The sequence below is a fragment of the Thioclava sp. GXIMD4216 genome, from assembly GCF_037949285.1.
Classification (GTDB): domain Bacteria; phylum Pseudomonadota; class Alphaproteobacteria; order Rhodobacterales; family Rhodobacteraceae; genus Thioclava; species Thioclava litoralis.
In genome coordinates this window covers 217,809-237,010 of the sequence record NZ_CP149928.1, presented here as the reverse complement: position 1 = coordinate 237,010, position 19,202 = coordinate 217,809, and the positions used below count along the sequence as shown (strand labels likewise).

The following is a 19,202-nucleotide window of genomic DNA, read 5'->3' as shown; positions in this document are numbered from 1 at the left end:
TTTCCGCGTTCCGGCGGCGGGATGCTTGCGTTCACCCTAGGGGCACGATAGCTGGAACACAGATCAAGCCGCGCAAAGGAGAGTCAGGTGAGCGATAAGGACCGGGTCAGAGATGGCCAGTCGATCAGTCGGGCGGTCTTCGTTCTGCGCGTGGTAGCGGACAATCCGGGAGCCAGTCTGGGCGAGATCGCCAAAGCCACAGGGCTGGCGCGATCGACCGTGCAAAGACTGGTCGCCGCCCTGCATGCCGAGGGGCTTCTGGCCAAGACGGCAGGCCATCAGGGCGTTTCGCTGGGCATGGAACTGGCGCGTCTCGGAGCGAAGGTCCAGATCGACATCCGCCAGCTTCTGCGCCCGCTGATGGAAGACCTGCATCGCGAGGTGGGCGAGAATATCGACCTCACCCTGTTTGATCATGGCAAGGCCATCGTGATCGAACAGCTGGCCGCGCATGAAGGCATCCGCGTGCTGTCCTATGTCGGACGCGAACACCCCATCCACTCCAGCGCCAATGGCAAGGCGCATCTGTCCCAGATGGGCCGCGAAAGCGCCCTTGCCCGTCTGGGCGCGGCTCCCGAGCGCTTTACCGAACACACGCTGACCGATCCGCAGGCCATTCTGGACCAGGTCGGCACCCAGGCGCAGTCGGGACTGTTTCTGGATAACGAGGAATTCTCGGAACAGACCTGCGCCATCGCGATCACCCTGCCGGTGATCAACGGCCAGAACCTCGCCTTGGGCGTGGCGATGCCGAAATTCCGTTTTGAACGCCATGCCGCTGCCGTCAAGGCGGCGCTTCTGCTGTTCCGCAAGCGGGTGCAGGACGCCTTCGGCGCCACCGTCTGAACACCCACCCCCGATCCACTGTATTGCCAAGCGGTCCCCCAGAGCCTCATGCCCTGCGGGGCTGTCCTGCGCCCTGCGCGCACCCTGCGGGCCCCAAAATCCTTCCGCCGCGCCGCCGCCCCCGCATAGGGCAAAAGGCCCTTTTTTGTGGCGAATTCTTCGCAACTTACCGAGATTCAAGGCAGCAACAGGCCCCGTTCCGCGTCCCCACCGGCGCGGAGAAATTTGATCTATCTCAAAAACTGTCGCTTGACATCACTTCGCGATTTTACCACATTGCGATACAGTGCACCACATTACGGTGCAGAGCCGTTGAGGAGCGGCCCATATATAGCATCTGGGAGGATCACCTATGCTTTTGGCAGCCAAGATTTTGCTGACCGTATCGACGCTGGGCTACAGCGCGATTCCCTTCGCGTTCGACACCAATAAAACCCATTGGTTCAACCATTCCTGGACCTCACATGCGCGCTTCCACTGCGTCTGGCAGGTGATGTCCTATGTGTATATCGGGCTTGTCTCGCTGTATCTGATCTGGACGGCAGGCGATGACAGCTGGCGGCTTTGGGTGCCCGCCATTCTGGCCCTTTGCGCCTATGGCGGCTTCTGGACAGCGGTTTTCCTGCGCAAGCGCCTTCAGCTTTCGCTGGTGGACGAGGTGAACGGTGTCACCCCCTTCATGCTGCCCATTCTGGGCGAATGCGATGCGAATGTGACGCTGTTCTCGTCTGCAGTCCTGCTGCTGGGATCGGCCTCTGCCGTGCTGGCGGTGGCGACCTTCCCCAGCGTGTAAGGGCGCGGCCCAAGACACTCCCGTGCGATCGGCGCTCCCCCCGCCGGTCCGCACCTGTCGGGCGCGGGGGCTGTCCCCAGATTGGCCAGCCCCCCGCCCTACAACAGCGCCGATCCGCACCAGACAGCGGCCCCTCTGGCAGACACAAAAATGCGCGCGGTCCTTGGCAAGACCGCGCGCATCGCGTTTTCAAACCGGCAGAACCTATCTGGGCATCTTGAAGAAATCCGCAATCTTCTCGCCAAAGCGGTCCGCGCTGAGCGGGACATCCAGACGCTGATAGGCGCGTTCTGCAATCTCGGGCGGCAGGACCGCCTGACGGGCTTCGAGGAGATCGCTCAGGAAGCTCGGGCTGAATTCGGGATGCGGCTGGACGCTCAGGGCTTTCGTACCATAGGCCAGCATCGCATTGGCACAGAAGTCGGATTGCCCGATCACATGCGCCTCGGGCGGCGGCACCACGACCTGGTCCTGATGCCAGGCCATCATCATCTGCTTGCTGCCATCTTCCATCCGGTATTCGGTGGCCCCGACAGACCAGCCGCCCGCGAATTTCTCGACCTTGCCCCCAAGGGCCTGCGCCAGAATCTGGTGCCCGAAACACACGCCCACAATCGGCACTTGCGCCGCATAGGCCGCACGCAGAAAGGCCTCGAGCGGGGCGATCCAGGGGTGATCCTCATAGACCCCGAATTTGGACCCCGTGATCAGCCAGCCATCCGCGTCATGCACCGAGTGCGGCAGTTCGCCATCCAGAACGCGCCATGTCGCGAAGCTGAAGCCCTTGCCTGCCAAGAGCCGCTTGAACAGGTCATCATAATCGCCGTGAATAGGCTTCAGCTCATCAGGCGAGGTGCCCGTCTGCAAAATTCCGATTTTCATGGCCACTCCTTTGAAACTCACTGCCAGAAAGACCAGAGGCGGAGACCTGCCCGCGCAGCCCTCCGCCCCATTCGTGTCAGGCCATCACGTAGCCCAGCACGAGAAAGACGCCCACCGTGACAACCGCGCCGAACAACGCATAGGGGAATTGCGTGAAGGCGTGGGAAATGGGTGAGCATCCTGCCCCTTGTGCGGCAAGCACGGTCGAGTCACTGAAGAAACACGCGTGGCTGCCGAAGGAAGATGCGGAAAGGAGCGCGCCGATCACCAGCGCCATATTGGCATGGATGCCCTGTGCAACCGGTGCGACAATCGGAATGGCGATGATGAACACGCCCCAGCTCGATGCGGTGCCAAACACCACCAGAGCCAGCGAGACAAAGACCAGCGCGGGCAGAAGTTCCTTGCTCATCAAGGGGGTCAGCGACTCGATGACATATTGCGTCATGCCCAGAGCATCATTGATATCCTTGAGCAGGAAGCCCGCGATCACCGTCGACAACGGATAGAGCATGACCTTGAAACCGTCGAAGATGGCTTCCATCTGGCGCTCGAAGCTTAGCAGGCCCTGCAGGTAATACAGTCCGACCGTGGCCACCAGCGTCAGCAGCACGCCGCGCAGAAGGTCGATTTCGTAATAGATCGTCGCCACAACCAGCAGCACCATCGGGAAGAGGAAGTTGAACATGCCGACGCCATTGCTCATCTTCTTGCCGTCATAGATCACGGCTTCGATTTCGGTGCCCTGAAAATCGGGCGGGATCGGCTGTCCGGCCTTGGCACGGGCTTCGGCTTTTTTCATCGGGCCGAAATCCTTGATGACGCCGAAAGCCACCAGAAACACGAGGATCAGCGCGACCCATGCATAGATCATGAAAGGGATCGCCGAGAGATAGAGCGACAGGCCCTTGCCGCTTGCGGCAATCCCGTTTTCTTCCAGCAGCCCCGCAAAGAACACCGCCCAAGTCGAGACCGGCACGATGACGCACATCGGCGCTGCGGTGGAATCGATGATATAGGCCAGCTTCTCGCGCGAGACCTTGTAATGGTCGGTCAGCTTCTTGACCGAGGACGAGACGGCCAGACAGTTCAGATAGTCATCGATAAATACGATCACCCCGATCATGGCCGTCACCACCAGTGACTGGCGCTGGGATTTGATCTTGGTGCGCAGCCATGACGAGAAGCTGCCAAGACAGCCCGAATGCTCCAGCAGCGCGATCAGCCCGCCCATCAAGCCGCAGACCAGAATGATCCAGACGATGGTCTCGCTGCCCATCACGCTGGAAAGCCGGTCTGAGAAATGCGCGATCAGATCGCCCCCGCCCAGCATGATCAGGCCGGCAAAGCCGCCAATGATCAGCGCCTCGAAGGGACGGCGCGTGACAATGGCCATGACAAGAACCAGCAGCGTGGGCAAAAGGCTCAGCGCGCCCCAGGACGTGTCAGGGGTATGGGTGACGTAGAGATAATAGAAAAAGGCAATCACCGCGAGCACACTGGCAAGAACCCATGCCGCTTTCGGATGATTACGATACGCAAGAATGGTGCGCGTCATTTGTTCCATGGTTAGTTCCTCTCTGGCCCTTTGTTTTTGTTGCGGCACGCGTCGGGCAGTGGCGTGCCGCTTTGGGGTGTCGGCCCCTTCGGGGCGCGAGGGTTGAAAAACGAGGTAACGGACGGTGGTCAGATACCCAGACGATCGCGCAGCGCATACCACCACGCGCCCATGACCGTGTAAGGCACGCGGAAGGTCCGCCCGCCGGGGAACGGAATCCACGGGATTTTGGCAAAGGTATCAAAGCGCGACAGATCGGCATCCACGGCCTCGGACAGGATCCGCCCGAACAGATGCGCGCCAGTGACCCCGTGACCGGAATAGCCATGCGCGAAATAGGTATTGCTACCGATCCGGCCCATCTGCGGCACGCGCGAGAAAGACAGTGCGAAATTGCCCGACCAGCGGTAATCGATCTTCACATTGGACAGCTGCGGGAAGACCTTCTTGAGGTTCGGCACGATCTTGGCCTCGATATCCGCCGGATCGGTGCCGCCATAGACAAGCCCGCCGCCAAAAATCAGCCGCTTATCCCCCGAAAGGCGGAAGTAATCGAGGATATAGCGGATATCTTCGATACATTCGTCCCCCGGCAGGATTTCCTGTGCCAGTGCCTCGCCCAGAGGTTCGGTGGCGATCATCTGCGTCGAGACCGGCATCACCCGCCATTCCAGCGTCGGCACCACCTTCCCCAGATAGGCATTGCCACACAGGATCAGCGTCTTGCAGGTCAGGCTGCCTTTGGCGGTGCGCACGACGGGCCGCGCGGCCTCGGTATCGACAGAGGTTACCGGCGAATGCTCGTAGATCACGCCACCATTCTGTTCGAATGCCGCAGCCTCTCCCAACGCCAGATTGAGCGGATGCATATGCCCGCCGGTATGGTCGATCATCCCACCGGAGAACACATCCGAACCGATTTTCTCGCGCAGCTGCGCTTTGCTCAGGATTTCCTGATTATGATGGCCATAGCTCTCCCAAAGCGCCTTGCGCTCTTCGAGTTCGCGCATATGCGCGGCGGTATAGCCCGCAAAGATATTGCCGTTTTTCAGATCGCAACGGATGTCATAAGTGGCAATCCGGTCCCGGATGATCTCCTGCCCCTCCTGCACGAGCCCCGCCACGAAAGAGGCCGTATCGCGGCCATAGCGCCGTTCGATGGTCTGCAAGGAGGCGTTCAGACCGTTCACGATCTGCCCGCCATTGCGCCCCGAGGCCCCCCAGCCGACCTGCGCGCCCTCGACAATCGCCACACGATGGCCCTTCTCGGCCAGAAACAGCCCCGCCGACAGCCCGCTATATCCCGCACCGACAATACAGATATCGATATCCTGATCGCCGGTCAGTTGCGGGCGACGGGGCGACGGGTTGGCCGAGGCAGCATAATAGCTGCCGGTGTGCTGGCCCGCGCCAGCATAGGAAGCGGTCATCGCATTCATCAGACGGTCTCCAGATAGGTGTGATATTCGAAATCGGTCACGCGGCGGTTGAACACACGCAATTCCTGCGTCTTGCAGGCCGTCAGCATACGCTGAAGCTGCGGGTTGTAGATCGCGGGCACATGCGCCCCGACCTTGAAGGCCTCGATTGCAGAGGCCCAGTCCAGCGGCAGATGCGGCAGATCCTGATCATAGGCATTGCCGGTAATCGGGGCGGCGGGGTCCCATTTGCCCTCGATCCCCATCAGGGCCCCGCCCAGAATGCTGGCCAGCACCAGATAGGGGTTGGCATCCGCACCGGCAACGCGATGTTCGATCCGGCGTGCCTTGTGGCTGCCGCCCGGAATACGCACCGCGACCGTGCGGTTTTCATAGCCCCATGCAATGGCGGAAGGCGCGTGCGACCCCGGCGCCAGACGGCGATAGGAATTTTCGTGCGGCGCAAAGGTCAATGTGCATTCGGCCATCGTATGCAAAAGCCCCGCCACCGCATGCCAGAGCAGATCCGTGCCCTGCGGCCCGCCATCGTCAAACACATTGCGACCGTCTTTGTCGATCAGCGAGAAATGGACGTGGAAGCCGCTGCCCGACAGCGCACCATAGGGCTTGGCCATGAAGGTCGCCACAAGGCCGTGCTTGCGGGCCACCCCCCGCACCGTCTGCTTGAACAAGATCGCATCATCGGCGGCGCGCAGCGGGTCGGGGACATGCATCATATTGATTTCAAACTGTCCCGCGCCATTTTCGGAAATCGCCGCATCGGCGGGAATGCCCTGCTCGCGACAGGCATCGAAAACATCGCTGAGAAAATCATCGAAATGCAGCAGCTCATCGACGGAATAGACATCATCGGAGTGAAGCTGCTTGCCCGAAACCGGCGAATTCGGAGGTTCCGGCAGATCGGGTTCGGGATTGACGAGGTAGAATTCCAGCTCGGTCGCGACAACGGGGGTCAGGCCAAGCGCGGCGAAACGGCGGGTGATCTCTTCAAGGGCGCGCCGTGGATCCGCCGGAAAGGGATCGCCATTCGCGCAGGAAAGCGTCATCGGGGCAAGGATGGCGGGCGGATCGGCCCATGTCATCGGTAACAGCCCGCGCTCGATCATGCCACCGCGTCCGATGGCCTCGCGGGAGGGGAAAAGCGGATCTTGCTGCGCGATCTCCTCCCCCCAGACATCCACCCCCAAAGCCGCAAGAGGTATCCGCAATCCGGCATCGCAGAGCTTGCCGATCTGCGCGACAGGAACGCGCGTTCCACGCAGCATCCCGTTCAGATCGCAGACCGTCACAAGGGCGCTTTCGATCTCCGGATGGTCTTGCAACCACAGATTCGCATCCTGTCGTTCCATCGCTCCCCCCAAATGCGATACTGATTCGAAAAATGTGATATCATTTTTCTGACTTGTATCTTCTTTTCACTTCCAGTCAACTGACACGGTGGTGACATAACATTTCAAGGCACGGAAAAGCGTAGCGCTTAATGAGCAAGACAAGCGACCTGAACCTCCCCGATATCAAAGCAGCCCCCGGATTGACCGTGCAGGAATATGCGTATCTGCGCTTGCGCAATGCCATCATGCTGGGCGCGATTGCTCCGGGAACCAACCTGACCATACGCGGTCTGGCCTCCTATCTGGATCTAAGCCCGACCCCTGTGCGCGAGGCGATCCGGCGGCTCAGCTCGGAGAATGCGCTCGAGGTTCTCAACAATCGCCGCCTGTCGATCCCGCATATGAAAGCGGGGCGTTTCGAGGAGCTGATCCAACTCCGGATCACCTTGGAAACCCACGCGGCCGAACGTGCCCTCCCCTATTTTTCTGACGTCATTATCAACGACTTGACCAGAATGGACGATGAAATGGATCAGGCCGTTCTGGAGCATCGCACGGAAGATCTGACCCAGTTGAACCATGATTTCCACCGCCGCCTCTATGCCGCCAACCCCAATTCCCAAGCGATCCCGCTGATTGAAAGTGTGTGGTTGCAATTAGGGCCGTTCCAGCGGCAGGTAGTGCGCGAGGTAAAGCAATATTACAGCGTGGACCGCCATAAAGAGATCCTGAATGCCTTACGCCAGCGGGACCCGATGGCGCTTGTGGTGGCCATCGAGAATGATATCCGCGACGGGATTGTGCGCTCGGGTCGCGAGAAGCTACAAAAAGAGGCGCAGCGCACCCAGCCGCTTTTGCACTAAACCGCGCCGCCCGTATCGGGATCACCATGTTTGACCCGAAACCGCAGCCATGAGCAGCGGATATAATGATATTGCTTTCTAAAAAATGTGATACTATTTTTGAAAATGTAATACCAATTTCAACATGGGGGTCTTCAGATGGCACTCAAAACGCATCAGGACTGGCTTGATGCCCGTCAGAATCTGACGATCCGTGCACAGGCGCTGATTGACGGGAAATTTGTGGCGGCGTCTTCGGGGCGCAGCTTTGCCTCGGTCTCGCCGGTTGATGGCAGCACCCTCGCGCAGGTCGCGGATTGCGGTCAGGAAGATGTCGATCTGGCCGTCGCGGCAGCACGACGCGCCTTCGAAGACGGCCGCTGGTCCAAGCGCGCGCCCGCCGAACGCAAGGCCGTGCTGTGCCGTCTGGGCGATCTGGTCCGCGCCCATCGCGACGAACTGGCCCTGCTGGAAACGCTGGACATGGGCAAGCCGATTGCCGACAGCACCTCGATTGATGTGCGCGCGGTGGCGAATTGCTTTGCATGGTATGGCGAGGCGATCGACAAGATCTATGACGAGATCGCCCCCACCCCTTCGGACACGCTGGCGCTGGTCAGCCGCGAGCCTCTGGGAGTGGTTGCTGCGGTTGTGCCGTGGAATTTCCCGATGCTCATGGCCAGCTGGAAAGTCGCGCCCGCATTGGCGGCAGGCAATTCGGTTGTGCTGAAACCATCGGAAAACTCGTCGCTCTCGGCGCTCCGGCTGGCCGAACTGGCACTGGAAGCGGGTGTGCCGCCCGGCGTGTTCAACGTGGTGACCGGCTGGGGTCCGGAAACGGGCAAGGCGCTGGGGCTGCATATGGATGTGGACGGGCTGTTCTTTACCGGCTCGACCGCGGTCGGGCGCTTCTATATGGAATATGCCGCGCGTTCGAACCTGAAAAAGATCGGGCTGGAACTGGGCGGCAAAAGCCCCAACATCATCCTGTCAAGCTATCACGACATCCGCCACGCCGCCGAAACCTCGGCCAATTCCGCCTTCTTCAACCAAGGAGAAATGTGCACCTGCCCCAGCCGCCTGATCGTCGAGGAAAGCGTTCATGACGAGGTGGTCGATGTGCTTCTTGCGCAAAGCAAAGCCTTCGCCCCCGGTCATCCGCTTGATCCGGCAACCCGTTTTGGTGCGATGGTGGACGAACGCCACACGACGCGCGTTCTGGGCTTTGTCGATATCGCGCAAGAAGACGGCGCGACCCTTGCAACGGGGGGCAAACGTGTCTGCATGGACAGCGGAGGCTGCTATCTGGAACCCACGATCTTCGACCATGTGCGCAATGACATGCGGATCGCGCAGGAAGAGGTCTTCGGGCCGGTGCTGTCGGTCATCACCGTCAAGGATGTGGACGAGGCACTCCGCGTGGCCAATGACACGCCCTTCGGGCTGGCCTCCTCGATCTGGACGGATGACCTGAGCACCGCCCATCGCGCCGCGAAGGAATTGCGGGCCGGTCTGACCTATGTGAACTGCTATGACTGCGACGACATGACCGTGCCGTTCGGCGGCTTCAAGGAAAGCGGGATCGGGCGGGACAAGTCCTTGCATGCGCTCGATAAATATACCGAGCTCAAGACCACATGGATCAAGTTGTCGAAGTAATCGAAAGGCCCCGTCCTTGCGCCGACTGACCGGCTTGGACTGACCGGCTTGGACTGACCGGCTTGGGGCGCAGGGCCTGCCGATATGGCCCGGAACACGCCAACGGACAAAGACCGGAAATTGAAAACGGGGCGCCTGCTGGGCGCCCCGTTCCTGTTGCAATCGATCCCTATGGCGCGGGTCAGCGCAAAGCGCTGACATCCTTGGCGCTGACAGGATCGGCAGAATTGCCCCATGCGCTGCGCAGGAAGCTGGCCAGTGCCGCAACATCGTCATCGGACAGGCGGTCGGCAAATCCGGGCATTTTCAGTTCTGCCGGCCGCTGCGCGGTCGACGGTATGGCCGCGCCATGCAGAATGGTGTCCACCAGCCCGTTCGACTGTTTCGCCGTCACAGTGGCATTGCCTGCCAGAGCCGGGAAGATCCCCGCAGCCCCTTTGCCATCGGCAAAATGGCAGGCCGCGCAATTATCCATGAACAGGCGCGCACCCAAAGGCTGGTTCTCGGGCGTCAACAACAGCTTGCGCGTGGCGTCATCCAGACCGGCTTTCAGCTCTGCCGGTCGTGCCACAGCCGCTTTCGGGGCCGCCTCGCCGGTCACCGCCACGGGCTGGTATGCAGCGATCGACCGCAGATAGGCGACCATCGCGGCGCGGTCTTCATCGCTGAGATATTGCAGCGAATCGCGGATCGCCAGCGCCATCTCGCCCGAGACCCCCGCATGGGCATTGCGCCCCGAAGCAAGGAACAGGTCCAGATCGGCCGCCGACCACGATTTGATCGTCGCATCGGCGCTGCGCAGATCGGGGGCGGTCCAGCCATCGATCACACCGCCCGACAGGAAATCGGGATCGGAGGCGTCCGTGCCATTCTGCGCGAAGGCCAGATTGCGCGGACTATGGCAGGCCGCACAATGGCCCGGCCCTTCCACCAGATAGGCCCCCCGCGCGATCCGCGCATCCTGCGAGGGCGGCACGAAACCGACCTTCGGAAGCCCTACCCATTTCCACGCGCGAATGCCCCAACGCTGGTTGAAGGGGAAGCTTAACGCCGTCGCCTGCACCTTGTTCTCGACCGGTTCCAGCGTGTCATGGAAATAGGTATAGAGCGCCTCTATATCGGCCTCGGACAGTTTGCGATAATTGTCGTAAGGCATGGCCGGATAAAGGTTTTCGCCATGTTTGCCGATGCCGTCCACCAAGGCGGCACGGAACTCGTCCAGTGTCCAGTCGCCAATTCCCGTCGCCTTATCGGGGGTGATATTGGAGGCATAGATCGTGCCGAAGGGGCTGGCGATCGCGCGCCCGCCCGCATAGGGCGTGCCCCCTTCTGCCGTGTGGCAGGCCGCGCAATCGGCCACACGCGCCACATATTCGCCGGTCTTGTCCTGATGCGCGGGCAACCATTGCGCATCGAAAGACAGGTCCTTCGCCGAACTGCGGTGCTGGGGCACCAGAATCATGGCGGCGATCACAATGATCGCGGCAATGGCCAGCCACATGATGAGGCGTAGAAACTTAAGCATCTTTCATCCTCCTCACATCAATGGCCGCGGATTGGGCAGATAGTCCTTGCGGAGGTGATCCACCGCCCAATAGGCCAACCCGCCGACCGCTCCGGTGGGGTTGTATTGCAGGTTCTGCGGGAAGGCCGAGGCCCCCATCACGAAGACATTGTGGCAGTCCCAGCTTTGCAGGTAGCGGTTGATCGCAGAAGTCTTGGGATCGGTGCCCATGATCACGCCACCGGTATTATGCGTCGTCTGGTACGGACGCACATCATATTGCGCCCCCGCCTCCTTGTAGGAGGATTTTATCATATCGGGATTGAGGCTCTGGGCGATGGGCTCGATCTTCGATTTCATGAACTGTGTCATGCGGATATCGTTGTCCTGCCAGTTATAGGTCATCCGCATCAGCGGGCGCCCGTGACGGTCTTTATAGGTCGGGTCCAGATCCAGATAGACATCGCGATAGGCCATATTCGACCCGTGCGAGGCAATCGACATCGAATGGCCGTACCATTCCTGCGTCGCCGCCTTCCATTCCGCCCCCCAGCTTGGCGTTCCCTGCGGCAGGGACATCTGCTGGATCGGGCGACCGCCGGTATGCCCGCCGGTGATATAGCTCCCACCGATAAAGCCTTCCTTGGCAAAATCGATCTGGCCGATAGAATAATCATCCAGCGAATAGCCAACCGATCCCGTGCCGATAAAGGGGTCGAAATTATGCTCTTTGAAGAACAGGCTCGTGCCGCCGGTCACCTGATAGGCATAGTTCTTGCCCACCACCCCCTCGCCCGTTACCGGATCGTAAGGCTGGCCGATGCCCGAAAGCAGCATCAGATGCACGTTATGCAGCGAAAAGGCCGCCACGATCACCAGATCTGCGGGCTGGAAGACCTCCTCACCGGCTTTTTCGTCCCAATAGGTGACGCCGGTTGCGGTCTTGCCATCTTCGGCCTTCTCGATCTTCAGAACTTCGGAATTAACCCGATATTCGAAATTCGGCATCCGCTTGAGAGCCCCCAGAACGCATGTCTGCGGCGAGGATTTCGAATAGTTCAGACAGCCGAACCGTTCACAGAAGCCGCAATAATTGCACGGACCAAGCTGCATGCCATATTCGTTCACATAGGCCGCAGAGGCGTTGGCCGACGGGCGCGGGAAGGGATGCAGCCCCTGCGCGCGGGCGGCCTGCGCGAACATCTCGCCATCAAGGTTCTGCACCAGCGGCGGCAGCGGGTAATCGGTCGAGCGCGGGGCCTCGAACGGATTGCCGCCCTCAATGATATTACCGTTGATATTGCCCGCCTTGCCGGAAATCCCCGCCATATTCTCGAAACGCGTCAGATAGGGCTCCATCTCTTCGGCGGTCACACCCCAATCCTGAATGGTCATGCCCTCGGGGATGGTCTGCGCGCCGAAGGTCTCCTCGACATAGGATTTCAGCCGCCATTCCACCTCTTGCGGACGCCATGTCTGGCCGTTCCAGTGGATCCCCGCACCGCCCACACCATCCCCGGGCAGGAAAGAGCCCAGATGCCGGTAGGGCAAGGCGGTCTCTTGCAGCGTGCGCCGGATGGTCAGCGTCGATTTGGCCGGTTTTTGCATGAATTTGTAGCGGATGCCGTATTTCAGCTCGTCCGCCACATCGGGATATTTGAAATCGGGCACGGTATCGCGGTCCTCGCCGCGTTCCAGTGCCAGCACATCCAGCCCTTCCTTGCACAGTTCTATCGAAAGGATCGAACCGGTCCAGCCAAGCCCGATCACAACAACGTCTTTTTTGGGTGCCTGACGTGTCATGGATTACCCCCTCTCGCCTTTGATCGACACCGGCCCGAGCGGATAGGGCTGGTCGCGCATCTCCACCCATTCGGTGTAGGACGCCCGCGCGCCGGGAAAGCCGATATGCTTCCAGCCCGCCATCTTGTAATTGCCGCCATACATCGGATCGGCAAAGAACCCCTCTTTGGTATTGCTCAGCAAAATGGTGAAGAAGTCACGCAGCTCGGGGGGAAGGATCTCGGCGCGCCCGCCTCCGGTGCCGTCTCCTTTGTTGTTTTGCAAGGCGGTCAGCGCGGCATCCTGATCGGCAGAAGACAGCTCAACGAAAGACGCGCCGAATTGGGCCCGACACCATGTGTCGAATTCCGGAATGGCCTTGCGATAGACCTGAGCCGGGGTCAGGGGCGTCTGCCAGCCCAGCAGCGGATCGGCGGCCGCATCATGCGGGCCGTCCATATACCAGTCATCGGCATTGCCATACTCACCGGCAAGCTGCCGGTCGATAAACACCGGCACCCGCGCCTCGATCGCGCCGGGAGCCGCCTCGTCACCGGGGATCAGCCGTGCGCAGGCCGCCATCAGGAACGACCATTCCGCCGCCGTCAGATAAACGGGTTCGTACTGGTCAAGCGGCGGAGCGTCCTTGGTCTGGGCGGCAGCTGGGTTGGTCACCTGGCTTAGGGCGAAACCCGCAGCGCCCGCTTTCAAAAACCCGCGTCGCGTCGCGGCGAAAGAGGAACTGGGCATCGGATACCTTTCTGACAATAGGTTGGGTCTTATGTGGCGCGCCCTGCAACATGGCGCATTTCCCGTCAGAAGCTGCGACAAATTGTCTGGCTAAGGCTGGTTCTAGGGCATGTTCACAGTTTGAAAAGCAAAATTGATCGATTTTGTGGGAAAATTTCTGTGTTTCGAGGCAATCCCTTAGCGCCGGTCGCACATAGTAGCCGCCCGTTCTGCCCGCCCGTCCGGCGGAAATGTGCCGCAAGGTAACAAATGCCTATCCCCGCGCCCCGCCCGCACGAAAATACAGGCGGCGCACGCGGGGGCCCAGGCATCCGGCCTCTGCTGGCGGGTGGAAAACCGCGCAAGTTCAGCCGCTAACGCTATTTCCTGCATCAACCATGCAGGATACGCATTAGACTTTACCTCCGGCCACGCGCTTGGTGGCGCAACCGGTGCCCGCTCAGGGCACCGCGCTTCTCACAGGGACCGGACCAGACGCATGTCGGATCAAAAATTCTTCGCCAATATCGAACGTTTCATCGCCAACGCGACGCCGCATCTTGCCTTGCCCGAAGGGCTGGACGAGCGGATCACCCAATGCAATTCCACCTATGCGGTGCGCTTCGGGGTGAAATTGCGGGGCCGGATCTACAGCTTCGAGGGCTGGCGCTCGGTCCATAGCGAACATATCGAACCGGCCAAAGGCGGCATCCGCTATGCGCCCGACGCGAATATGGACGAGGTCGAGGCGCTGGCCGCGCTCATGAGCCTTAAATGCGCGCTGGTCAATGTGCCCTTCGGCGGCTCCAAGGGTGCCTTGCGCATCAACCCCTCCGACTGGAGCGAGGACGAGCTGGAGCGCATCACCCGCCGCTTCACACAGGAACTGGCGCGCCGCGACCTAATCCATCCCGGTCGCAACGTTCCCGCCCCCGACATGGGCACCAGCGAACGCGAAATGGCATGGATCGCCGATGAATACCGCAAGACCGGCCGTGCCGATGCCATGAATGTCAATGCCTGCGTAACCGGCAAACCCGTGGCGCGTGGCGGCATCGAAGGCCGTGTCGAGGCGACGGGCCGTGGGGTGCAATATGCCGTGCGCGCCTATCTCGCCCATCCCGAAATGCCCGCCGTTTCGGGCCAGAAAACCGTCGAGGGCCTAAGCGTTGTCGTACAGGGCTTCGGCAATGTGGGCTATCACGCGGCAAAATTCCTTGCCGAGGACGGTGCTAAGATCGTCGGGATCGTCGAGCATGACGCGGCCATTTTCGCTGCCGAAGGTCTGGATGTCGAGGCCGTGGCCGCCCATCGCCGCGCGACCGGTTCGATCGGCGGGTTTGCCGGTGCCGAAACCGTGCCAAGCGCCGAAGGCCTGACCCATATGGCCGCCGATATCCTGATCCCCGCCGCCAAAGAAGCCGCCATCACCGAGGCGAATTGCGAAGACATCAACTACAAGCTGATCGTCGAGGCCGCGAACGGGCCGGTGACCGCTGCCGCCGAAGACTGCCTTGGTCGCCGTGGCATCCATATCCTGCCCGATCTCTTCGTCAATGCGGGCGGGGTTGTGGTAAGCTATTTCGAATGGGTCAAAAACATCACCCATATCCCCTTCGGCCTGATGGAACGCCGCCAGAAAATCGCGAACGGGCTGTCGATGGTGAATGCGCTCGAGCAGGTCTCCGGTCACACTCTGGCCGAGGAACTGCGCGCCAGCATCGCCCGCGACACGCAGGAAATCGACCTTGTGCGCTCGGGTCTGGAAGAGATCATGACCCGCGCCTTCAACGAGATCGCCACCCAGAAACAGGCCCTGCCCGACGCAAATCTGCGCACTGCCGCCTATGCCGTTTCCATTGCCCGAATTGCGGATTATTATCGCGCGATCGGACTGTAACGGGTGCACTGAATGGATATGCGTTGGCTGGAGGATTTCCTCGCGCTTGTCGAAATGCGGAATTTCACCCGTGCGGCAGAATTCCGCAATGTTTCGCAGGCCGCCTTCAGCCGGCGCATACAATCGCTGGAGCACTGGGTCGGCTCCGCCCTGATCGTCAAGGGGGCGGTGCCCGTGCGCCTGACCGAGGCGGGCGAGCAGTTCCGCGAGGATGCCGCCGCCTCTGTCGAGCGCCTGCTGGGGGCGCGTTCCAAGATCCGCTGCAACCAGTTCGAGCTGATGTCACAGGTGCGTATCGCCACGCCCAACTGTCTGGCACGGTCGGATTTCAAGCGCGTGCTGCAGATGCTGCGCGGGCGGGTCAAATCCTCTTTCTCGGTGATTGTGGGCAATACGCAGGATGTAACGGCCCGCTATATGGCCGGAGATGCCGATATCCTGCTGTGCCATGACAATCTGGCCCTGCCTAGCCCCGTGCATTCGGACGCACAGGAGCGGCTTGTCGTGCGCCGCGACCGCTTCATGCCCTATGCCGTGCTGAACGAGGACAAACGCGCCGCCTTCGGCTTTCCGGGCAATGCGCGCCATCCTTTCCCGCTGATTTCCTATTCGCACAAGGCCTATTTCATGCGCCTGTTCGAACATGTCCTTGAACGCGCGCCCGCCCTGCCCGCCTACAAGATCACCGTGCAATGCGACATGTCCGACGTGCTCAAGGAGATCATCATGGAGGGGCATGGCGTCGGCTGGTTGCCCGCCTCTGCGGTGGATGCCTCGGCCGCGCAGGTCATCGGGCCGATTGGCGGGCCGGAATGGGCGCTGGATGTCGAGATCTGCGCCTATCGCCCGCGCCGCGATCTTGCGCCGGAAATCGAGGCGCTTTGGGATGCGCTCAGACAGGAGGTCGGAAGTGACCGTTGACGCTCAGGCCCTACAGGCTTTTCTGGACAGGCTGACCGCCGATATCCACGCCCGCCACGATTGGGGCGAAGTGGCCAATTACATCCCCGAACTGGCCAAGGTCGATCCGGCGCAATTCGCCGTGTCGATTGCGCTGGCCGATGGCCGCCTGCTGCATGCGGGCGCCAGTGCGCGCCGCTTCTCGATCCAGAGCGTCTCGAAGGTCTTCACGCTGGCCTGCGTTCTGGGGCGGCATGGTGAACAGATCTGGACCCGCGTGGGCCGCGAACCCTCGGGGACGCGCTTCGATTCCATCCTGCTGCTGGAGCAGGAGAAAGGCCGCCCGCGCAACCCGTTCATCAATGCGGGCGCGCTGGTGACCACCGATGCCCTGCTGACAGGGCGTGCGCCCCGCGAAGCCCTGAGCGAAGTGCTGGCCTTCCTGCGCGAGGCCGCGGAAGAGGATGACATCCATATCGACCCCGCAGTGGCCCTTTCGGAGGAACGGACCGGGTTTCGCAATATCGCATTAGCCAACTACCTGAAATCCTTCGACAACCTGCAAAACGCGCCTGAGCTGACACTGGGCACCTATTTCCATCAATGCGCCATAGAGATGACCACAGACCAACTGGCACGCGCAGGCCGGATCATTGCACAACTGCCCGGGGTCTCGCCGCTGCTGACCGCCGAAAAGGCGCGGCGGCTCAATGCTCTGATGATGACCTGCGGCCATTATGACGGGTCGGGCGATTTCGCGTTCCGTGTCGGCCTGCCAGGGAAAAGCGGCGTGGGCGGCGGCATTCTGGTGATCGCCCCAGGCGTCGCCTCGATTGCCGTCTGGTCGCCCGGCCTCAATCTTTACGGCAATTCCCATATGGGCACATATGCCGCAGAACAGATCGCGAAATTCACCGGCTGGTCCGTCTTCGGCTAAAAGCCCCCCCACAGGCCAAGGTCGCAGGGCGGAAAATCGGTCTGCACAGGGAGCCTGCGCTGCGTAGTTAACTGAATAGTCACCCTATTCCCGTTCTATTCATCTCACCTTTCGCGTCGCTTTGACCCGAGGGGCCGACCTCAAGGGGACAGGCGGAATTCGGGATGGCCAATGCAACACTGACCGGCAATAGCGGGGCCAATGGCGCCACGCTGACAAACGCCGCCGATGGCAGCGGCAAGCCCTCCCAGAACCAGTCCGATGTCACATTGCAGACCTCCAGCGCGACGGTGACCGGCACCGGTCGTTTCTATGACGTCAATTTTCTTGGCGGCAATGACACGCTTGTGGCCACCAACATGCCTTGGGTGCATCCCGATAGCGGATCGACCATCGGGTTTGACAATATCAGCATGGGCACCGGCAATGACCTTGTCGAACTGCATCGCAGCGCCTTTTACGACACGCTCGATATGGGCGATGGCGATGACACGCTGATCCTCGACAATTCCGGTGGCCGCGATGTCGTCATGGGGGCAGGCAATGACCGTGTGCAGCTCGATATGTCGCAAGCCGGTGCCGCCTCGGAAGAGGAACTGGCCCAGAAAGTCGGACAGGCCGCGATTGATCTGGATGGCGGCACGGGGTCGGATACGCTCAATCTGGTGGGAGACTGGACGCTGACACTGGCGGCGGGCAGCATCACGCTCGACACCAATAATGACGGCATTGGCGACAGCGTCACCAATGTATTGCGCTCGGATCAATACGGGCAGGTGCTGGGCATGCCCACGGTGCTGTCGGGCACCGTGCGCTGGGGCGACACGATCACCCTCAGCAATGGCGACACGGTTCTGGCCGAGGCGGCATTCTCGAATTTCGAGGCGCTGGAGGCGGTATGTTTCGCCGCGGGCACCCGCATCGCCACACCGCAGGGAGAGATCGCCGTGGAGCAGCTTCGCGAAGGCGATCTGGTGACTACCCGCAACGGGCCGCGCCCGATCCGCTGGATCGGCAAAAGGCGGTTGGACCTGATCGACCTGATGACAAACCCCAAGCTCCTGCCGATCCGCATCCCCGCCGGAGCCTTCGGCACAGGCCGTCCGCATAGCGACCTGCGCGTATCGCCGCAGCACCGGCTGGCCGTCCGGTCAAAGATTGCCGAGCGGATCTTCGGCACGCCCGAAGTTCTGGTTCCCGCCAAGCTGCTGGTGGGCGTGGGCGATATCCATATCGAGGGCGAGACACAGGAGATCCGGTATTACCACTTCATGCTGGATCACCATGCGGTGGTCATGGCCGAGGGCATGGAGGCCGAAACGCTTTATCCCGGCCTCCATGCGCTCAACTTCCTGACACCGGACGGGCGCGCCGAAGTCCTGTCTCTCTTTCCCGAACTGGCAGATCCCGGACATCAGGCCGTGCCCGCGCTGCCCCTCGTGAAAAACCGCGAGGCGCGGGCGCTGGTCGAACGGCATCGGCGCAATGCCAAACCCCTCTGGTCATGAGATGAACCAGAAGGTAACCTTATGAAACCACACACAGGACCGGTCGGGCACCATCTGCGAGGTACAGCCATTGGAAAGCAGTCTTTCCGAAGAAGAGCGCGGCAAAGTCCGTATCGTTTTGGGCGAGGATGTCGCCGATGTCCCGCATGTGTTGCCGCTGGTACGGCAGATGCACAAGGAAAGCCTGTTTTCCGATCTGCCCTTCGACCAGCCGCAATTCGATCAGATCATCGGCTTCATCCGCGACAATCCCGGCTATAACGGTGCGCTCTATGTCGAATATGACGGCGAGCCGGTGGCCTTTGCCTATTACGTCTTCCGCCCCTTCATGGGCAGCCGGAAATCATGGGTCACGGTGATGCATACGCTCTATCTGCGGGCCGATATCCGGTCGACAGCCGTCGGCAGCTATATCTGGCAGCGCATCATGATGGCCGTGCGTGGCTGGTCGGCCCCGCGCGGGTCGAAAGGGGTGATGTTCAACGTCACCTCCGGCATCGCGATCGAAGAAACCGATACGGTGCTGCGCTCTGGTGGGGCCACCCATCTGGGCGGCAACTATTTCATGCGGATCTGACATGAAGGCGGCCCG

At 61.0% G+C, this 19,202-nt stretch carries 16 protein-coding genes; 9 read left to right on the top strand and 7 right to left on the bottom strand.

Annotated elements, in window-relative coordinates; translation table 11 throughout:
- The first annotated feature begins 87 nt into the window (after positions 1 to 87).
- Both WDB88_RS16435 and WDB88_RS16430 read left to right on the top strand, forming a co-directional pair.
- A complete protein-coding gene (locus WDB88_RS16435) occupies positions 88 to 846 on the top strand; it encodes an IclR family transcriptional regulator (protein WP_330629606.1) in 759 nt (252 codons plus the stop codon).
- 352 nt (positions 847 to 1,198) lie between these two features.
- Entirely contained in the window at positions 1,199 to 1,639 is a 441-nt protein-coding gene (locus WDB88_RS16430) for a hypothetical protein (RefSeq protein WP_330629605.1), read from the top strand.
- Between the two features lie 204 nt (positions 1,640 to 1,843).
- Here the strand turns inward: WDB88_RS16430 and WDB88_RS16425 are convergent, their stop codons facing one another.
- The 4 genes from WDB88_RS16425 to WDB88_RS16410 form a co-directional block, all read right to left on the bottom strand.
- The gene (locus WDB88_RS16425; protein WP_339109811.1) at positions 1,844 to 2,521 is read right to left on the bottom strand and encodes a type 1 glutamine amidotransferase; all 678 of its coding nucleotides are present in this window, start codon (positions 2,519 to 2,521) and stop codon (positions 1,844 to 1,846) included.
- A gap of 76 nt (positions 2,522 to 2,597) precedes the next feature.
- Positions 2,598 to 4,088, bottom strand: coding sequence for a Na+/H+ antiporter NhaC family protein (locus WDB88_RS16420; protein ID WP_330629603.1), 1,491 nt, complete (start codon positions 4,086 to 4,088; stop codon positions 2,598 to 2,600).
- A 119-nt stretch (positions 4,089 to 4,207) separates the two neighbouring features.
- Entirely contained in the window at positions 4,208 to 5,518 is a 1,311-nt protein-coding gene (locus WDB88_RS16415) for an FAD-binding oxidoreductase (protein ID WP_330629602.1), read from the bottom strand.
- The gene (locus tag WDB88_RS16410; RefSeq protein ID WP_339109810.1) at positions 5,518 to 6,867 is read right to left on the bottom strand and encodes a glutamine synthetase family protein; all 1,350 of its coding nucleotides are present in this window, start codon (positions 6,865 to 6,867) and stop codon (positions 5,518 to 5,520) included. Before WDB88_RS16410 ends, WDB88_RS16415 begins: the two co-directional genes overlap by 1 nt.
- Positions 6,868 to 6,998: 131 nt before the next feature.
- Between WDB88_RS16410 and WDB88_RS16405 the strand changes: the two genes are divergently transcribed.
- Positions 6,999 to 7,712 carry a GntR family transcriptional regulator gene (locus WDB88_RS16405; RefSeq protein WP_330629600.1) on the top strand — a complete coding sequence of 238 codons (714 nt, stop codon included), beginning with the start codon at positions 6,999 to 7,001 and terminating at the stop codon, positions 7,710 to 7,712.
- A gap of 138 nt (positions 7,713 to 7,850) precedes the next feature.
- Positions 7,851 to 9,350, top strand: a complete 1,500-nt coding sequence (locus WDB88_RS16400; RefSeq protein ID WP_330629599.1) for an aldehyde dehydrogenase — start codon at positions 7,851 to 7,853, stop codon at positions 9,348 to 9,350.
- Positions 9,351 to 9,531: 181 nt separating this feature from the next.
- Here WDB88_RS16400 and WDB88_RS16395 read toward each other — a convergent pair whose 3' ends face one another.
- The 3 genes from WDB88_RS16395 to WDB88_RS16385 are packed head-to-tail and all read right to left on the bottom strand — an operon-like array spanning position 9,532 to position 13,386.
- Positions 9,532 to 10,875 carry a c-type cytochrome gene (locus WDB88_RS16395; protein WP_339109809.1) on the bottom strand — a complete coding sequence of 448 codons (1,344 nt, stop codon included), beginning with the start codon at positions 10,873 to 10,875 and terminating at the stop codon, positions 9,532 to 9,534.
- 12 nt (positions 10,876 to 10,887) lie between these two features.
- Complete coding sequence (locus WDB88_RS16390) at positions 10,888 to 12,657, bottom strand: GMC family oxidoreductase (RefSeq protein WP_339109808.1); 1,770 nt, start codon at positions 12,655 to 12,657, stop codon at positions 10,888 to 10,890.
- A 3-nt stretch (positions 12,658 to 12,660) separates the two neighbouring features.
- Entirely contained in the window at positions 12,661 to 13,386 is a 726-nt protein-coding gene (locus WDB88_RS16385; RefSeq protein WP_330629596.1) for a gluconate 2-dehydrogenase subunit 3 family protein, read from the bottom strand.
- A gap of 478 nt (positions 13,387 to 13,864) precedes the next feature.
- Between WDB88_RS16385 and WDB88_RS16380 the strand changes: the two genes are divergently transcribed.
- The 5 genes from WDB88_RS16380 to WDB88_RS16360 all read left to right on the top strand — a co-directional run bounded on the left by WDB88_RS16380 (position 13,865) and on the right by WDB88_RS16360 (position 19,187).
- A complete protein-coding gene (locus WDB88_RS16380) occupies positions 13,865 to 15,265 on the top strand; it encodes a Glu/Leu/Phe/Val dehydrogenase (RefSeq protein WP_339110048.1) in 1,401 nt (466 codons plus the stop codon).
- 12 nt (positions 15,266 to 15,277) lie between these two features.
- Positions 15,278 to 16,186, top strand: coding sequence for a LysR family transcriptional regulator (locus tag WDB88_RS16375; protein WP_339110047.1), 909 nt, complete (start codon positions 15,278 to 15,280; stop codon positions 16,184 to 16,186).
- Positions 16,176 to 17,102 carry a glutaminase gene (locus tag WDB88_RS16370; protein WP_330629593.1) on the top strand — a complete coding sequence of 309 codons (927 nt, stop codon included), beginning with the start codon at positions 16,176 to 16,178 and terminating at the stop codon, positions 17,100 to 17,102. Before WDB88_RS16375 ends, WDB88_RS16370 begins: the two co-directional genes overlap by 11 nt.
- 164 nt (positions 17,103 to 17,266) lie before the next feature.
- Positions 17,267 to 18,610 (top strand): Hint domain-containing protein, encoded by a 1,344-nt coding sequence (locus WDB88_RS16365; RefSeq protein WP_339110046.1) that lies wholly within the window; start codon positions 17,267 to 17,269, stop codon positions 18,608 to 18,610.
- A 70-nt stretch (positions 18,611 to 18,680) separates the two neighbouring features.
- Positions 18,681 to 19,187: a GNAT family N-acetyltransferase gene (locus tag WDB88_RS16360; RefSeq protein WP_339110045.1), complete on the top strand. Its 507-nt coding sequence runs from the start codon at positions 18,681 to 18,683 to the stop codon at positions 19,185 to 19,187.
- The last annotated feature ends 15 nt before the right edge of the window (positions 19,188 to 19,202 follow it).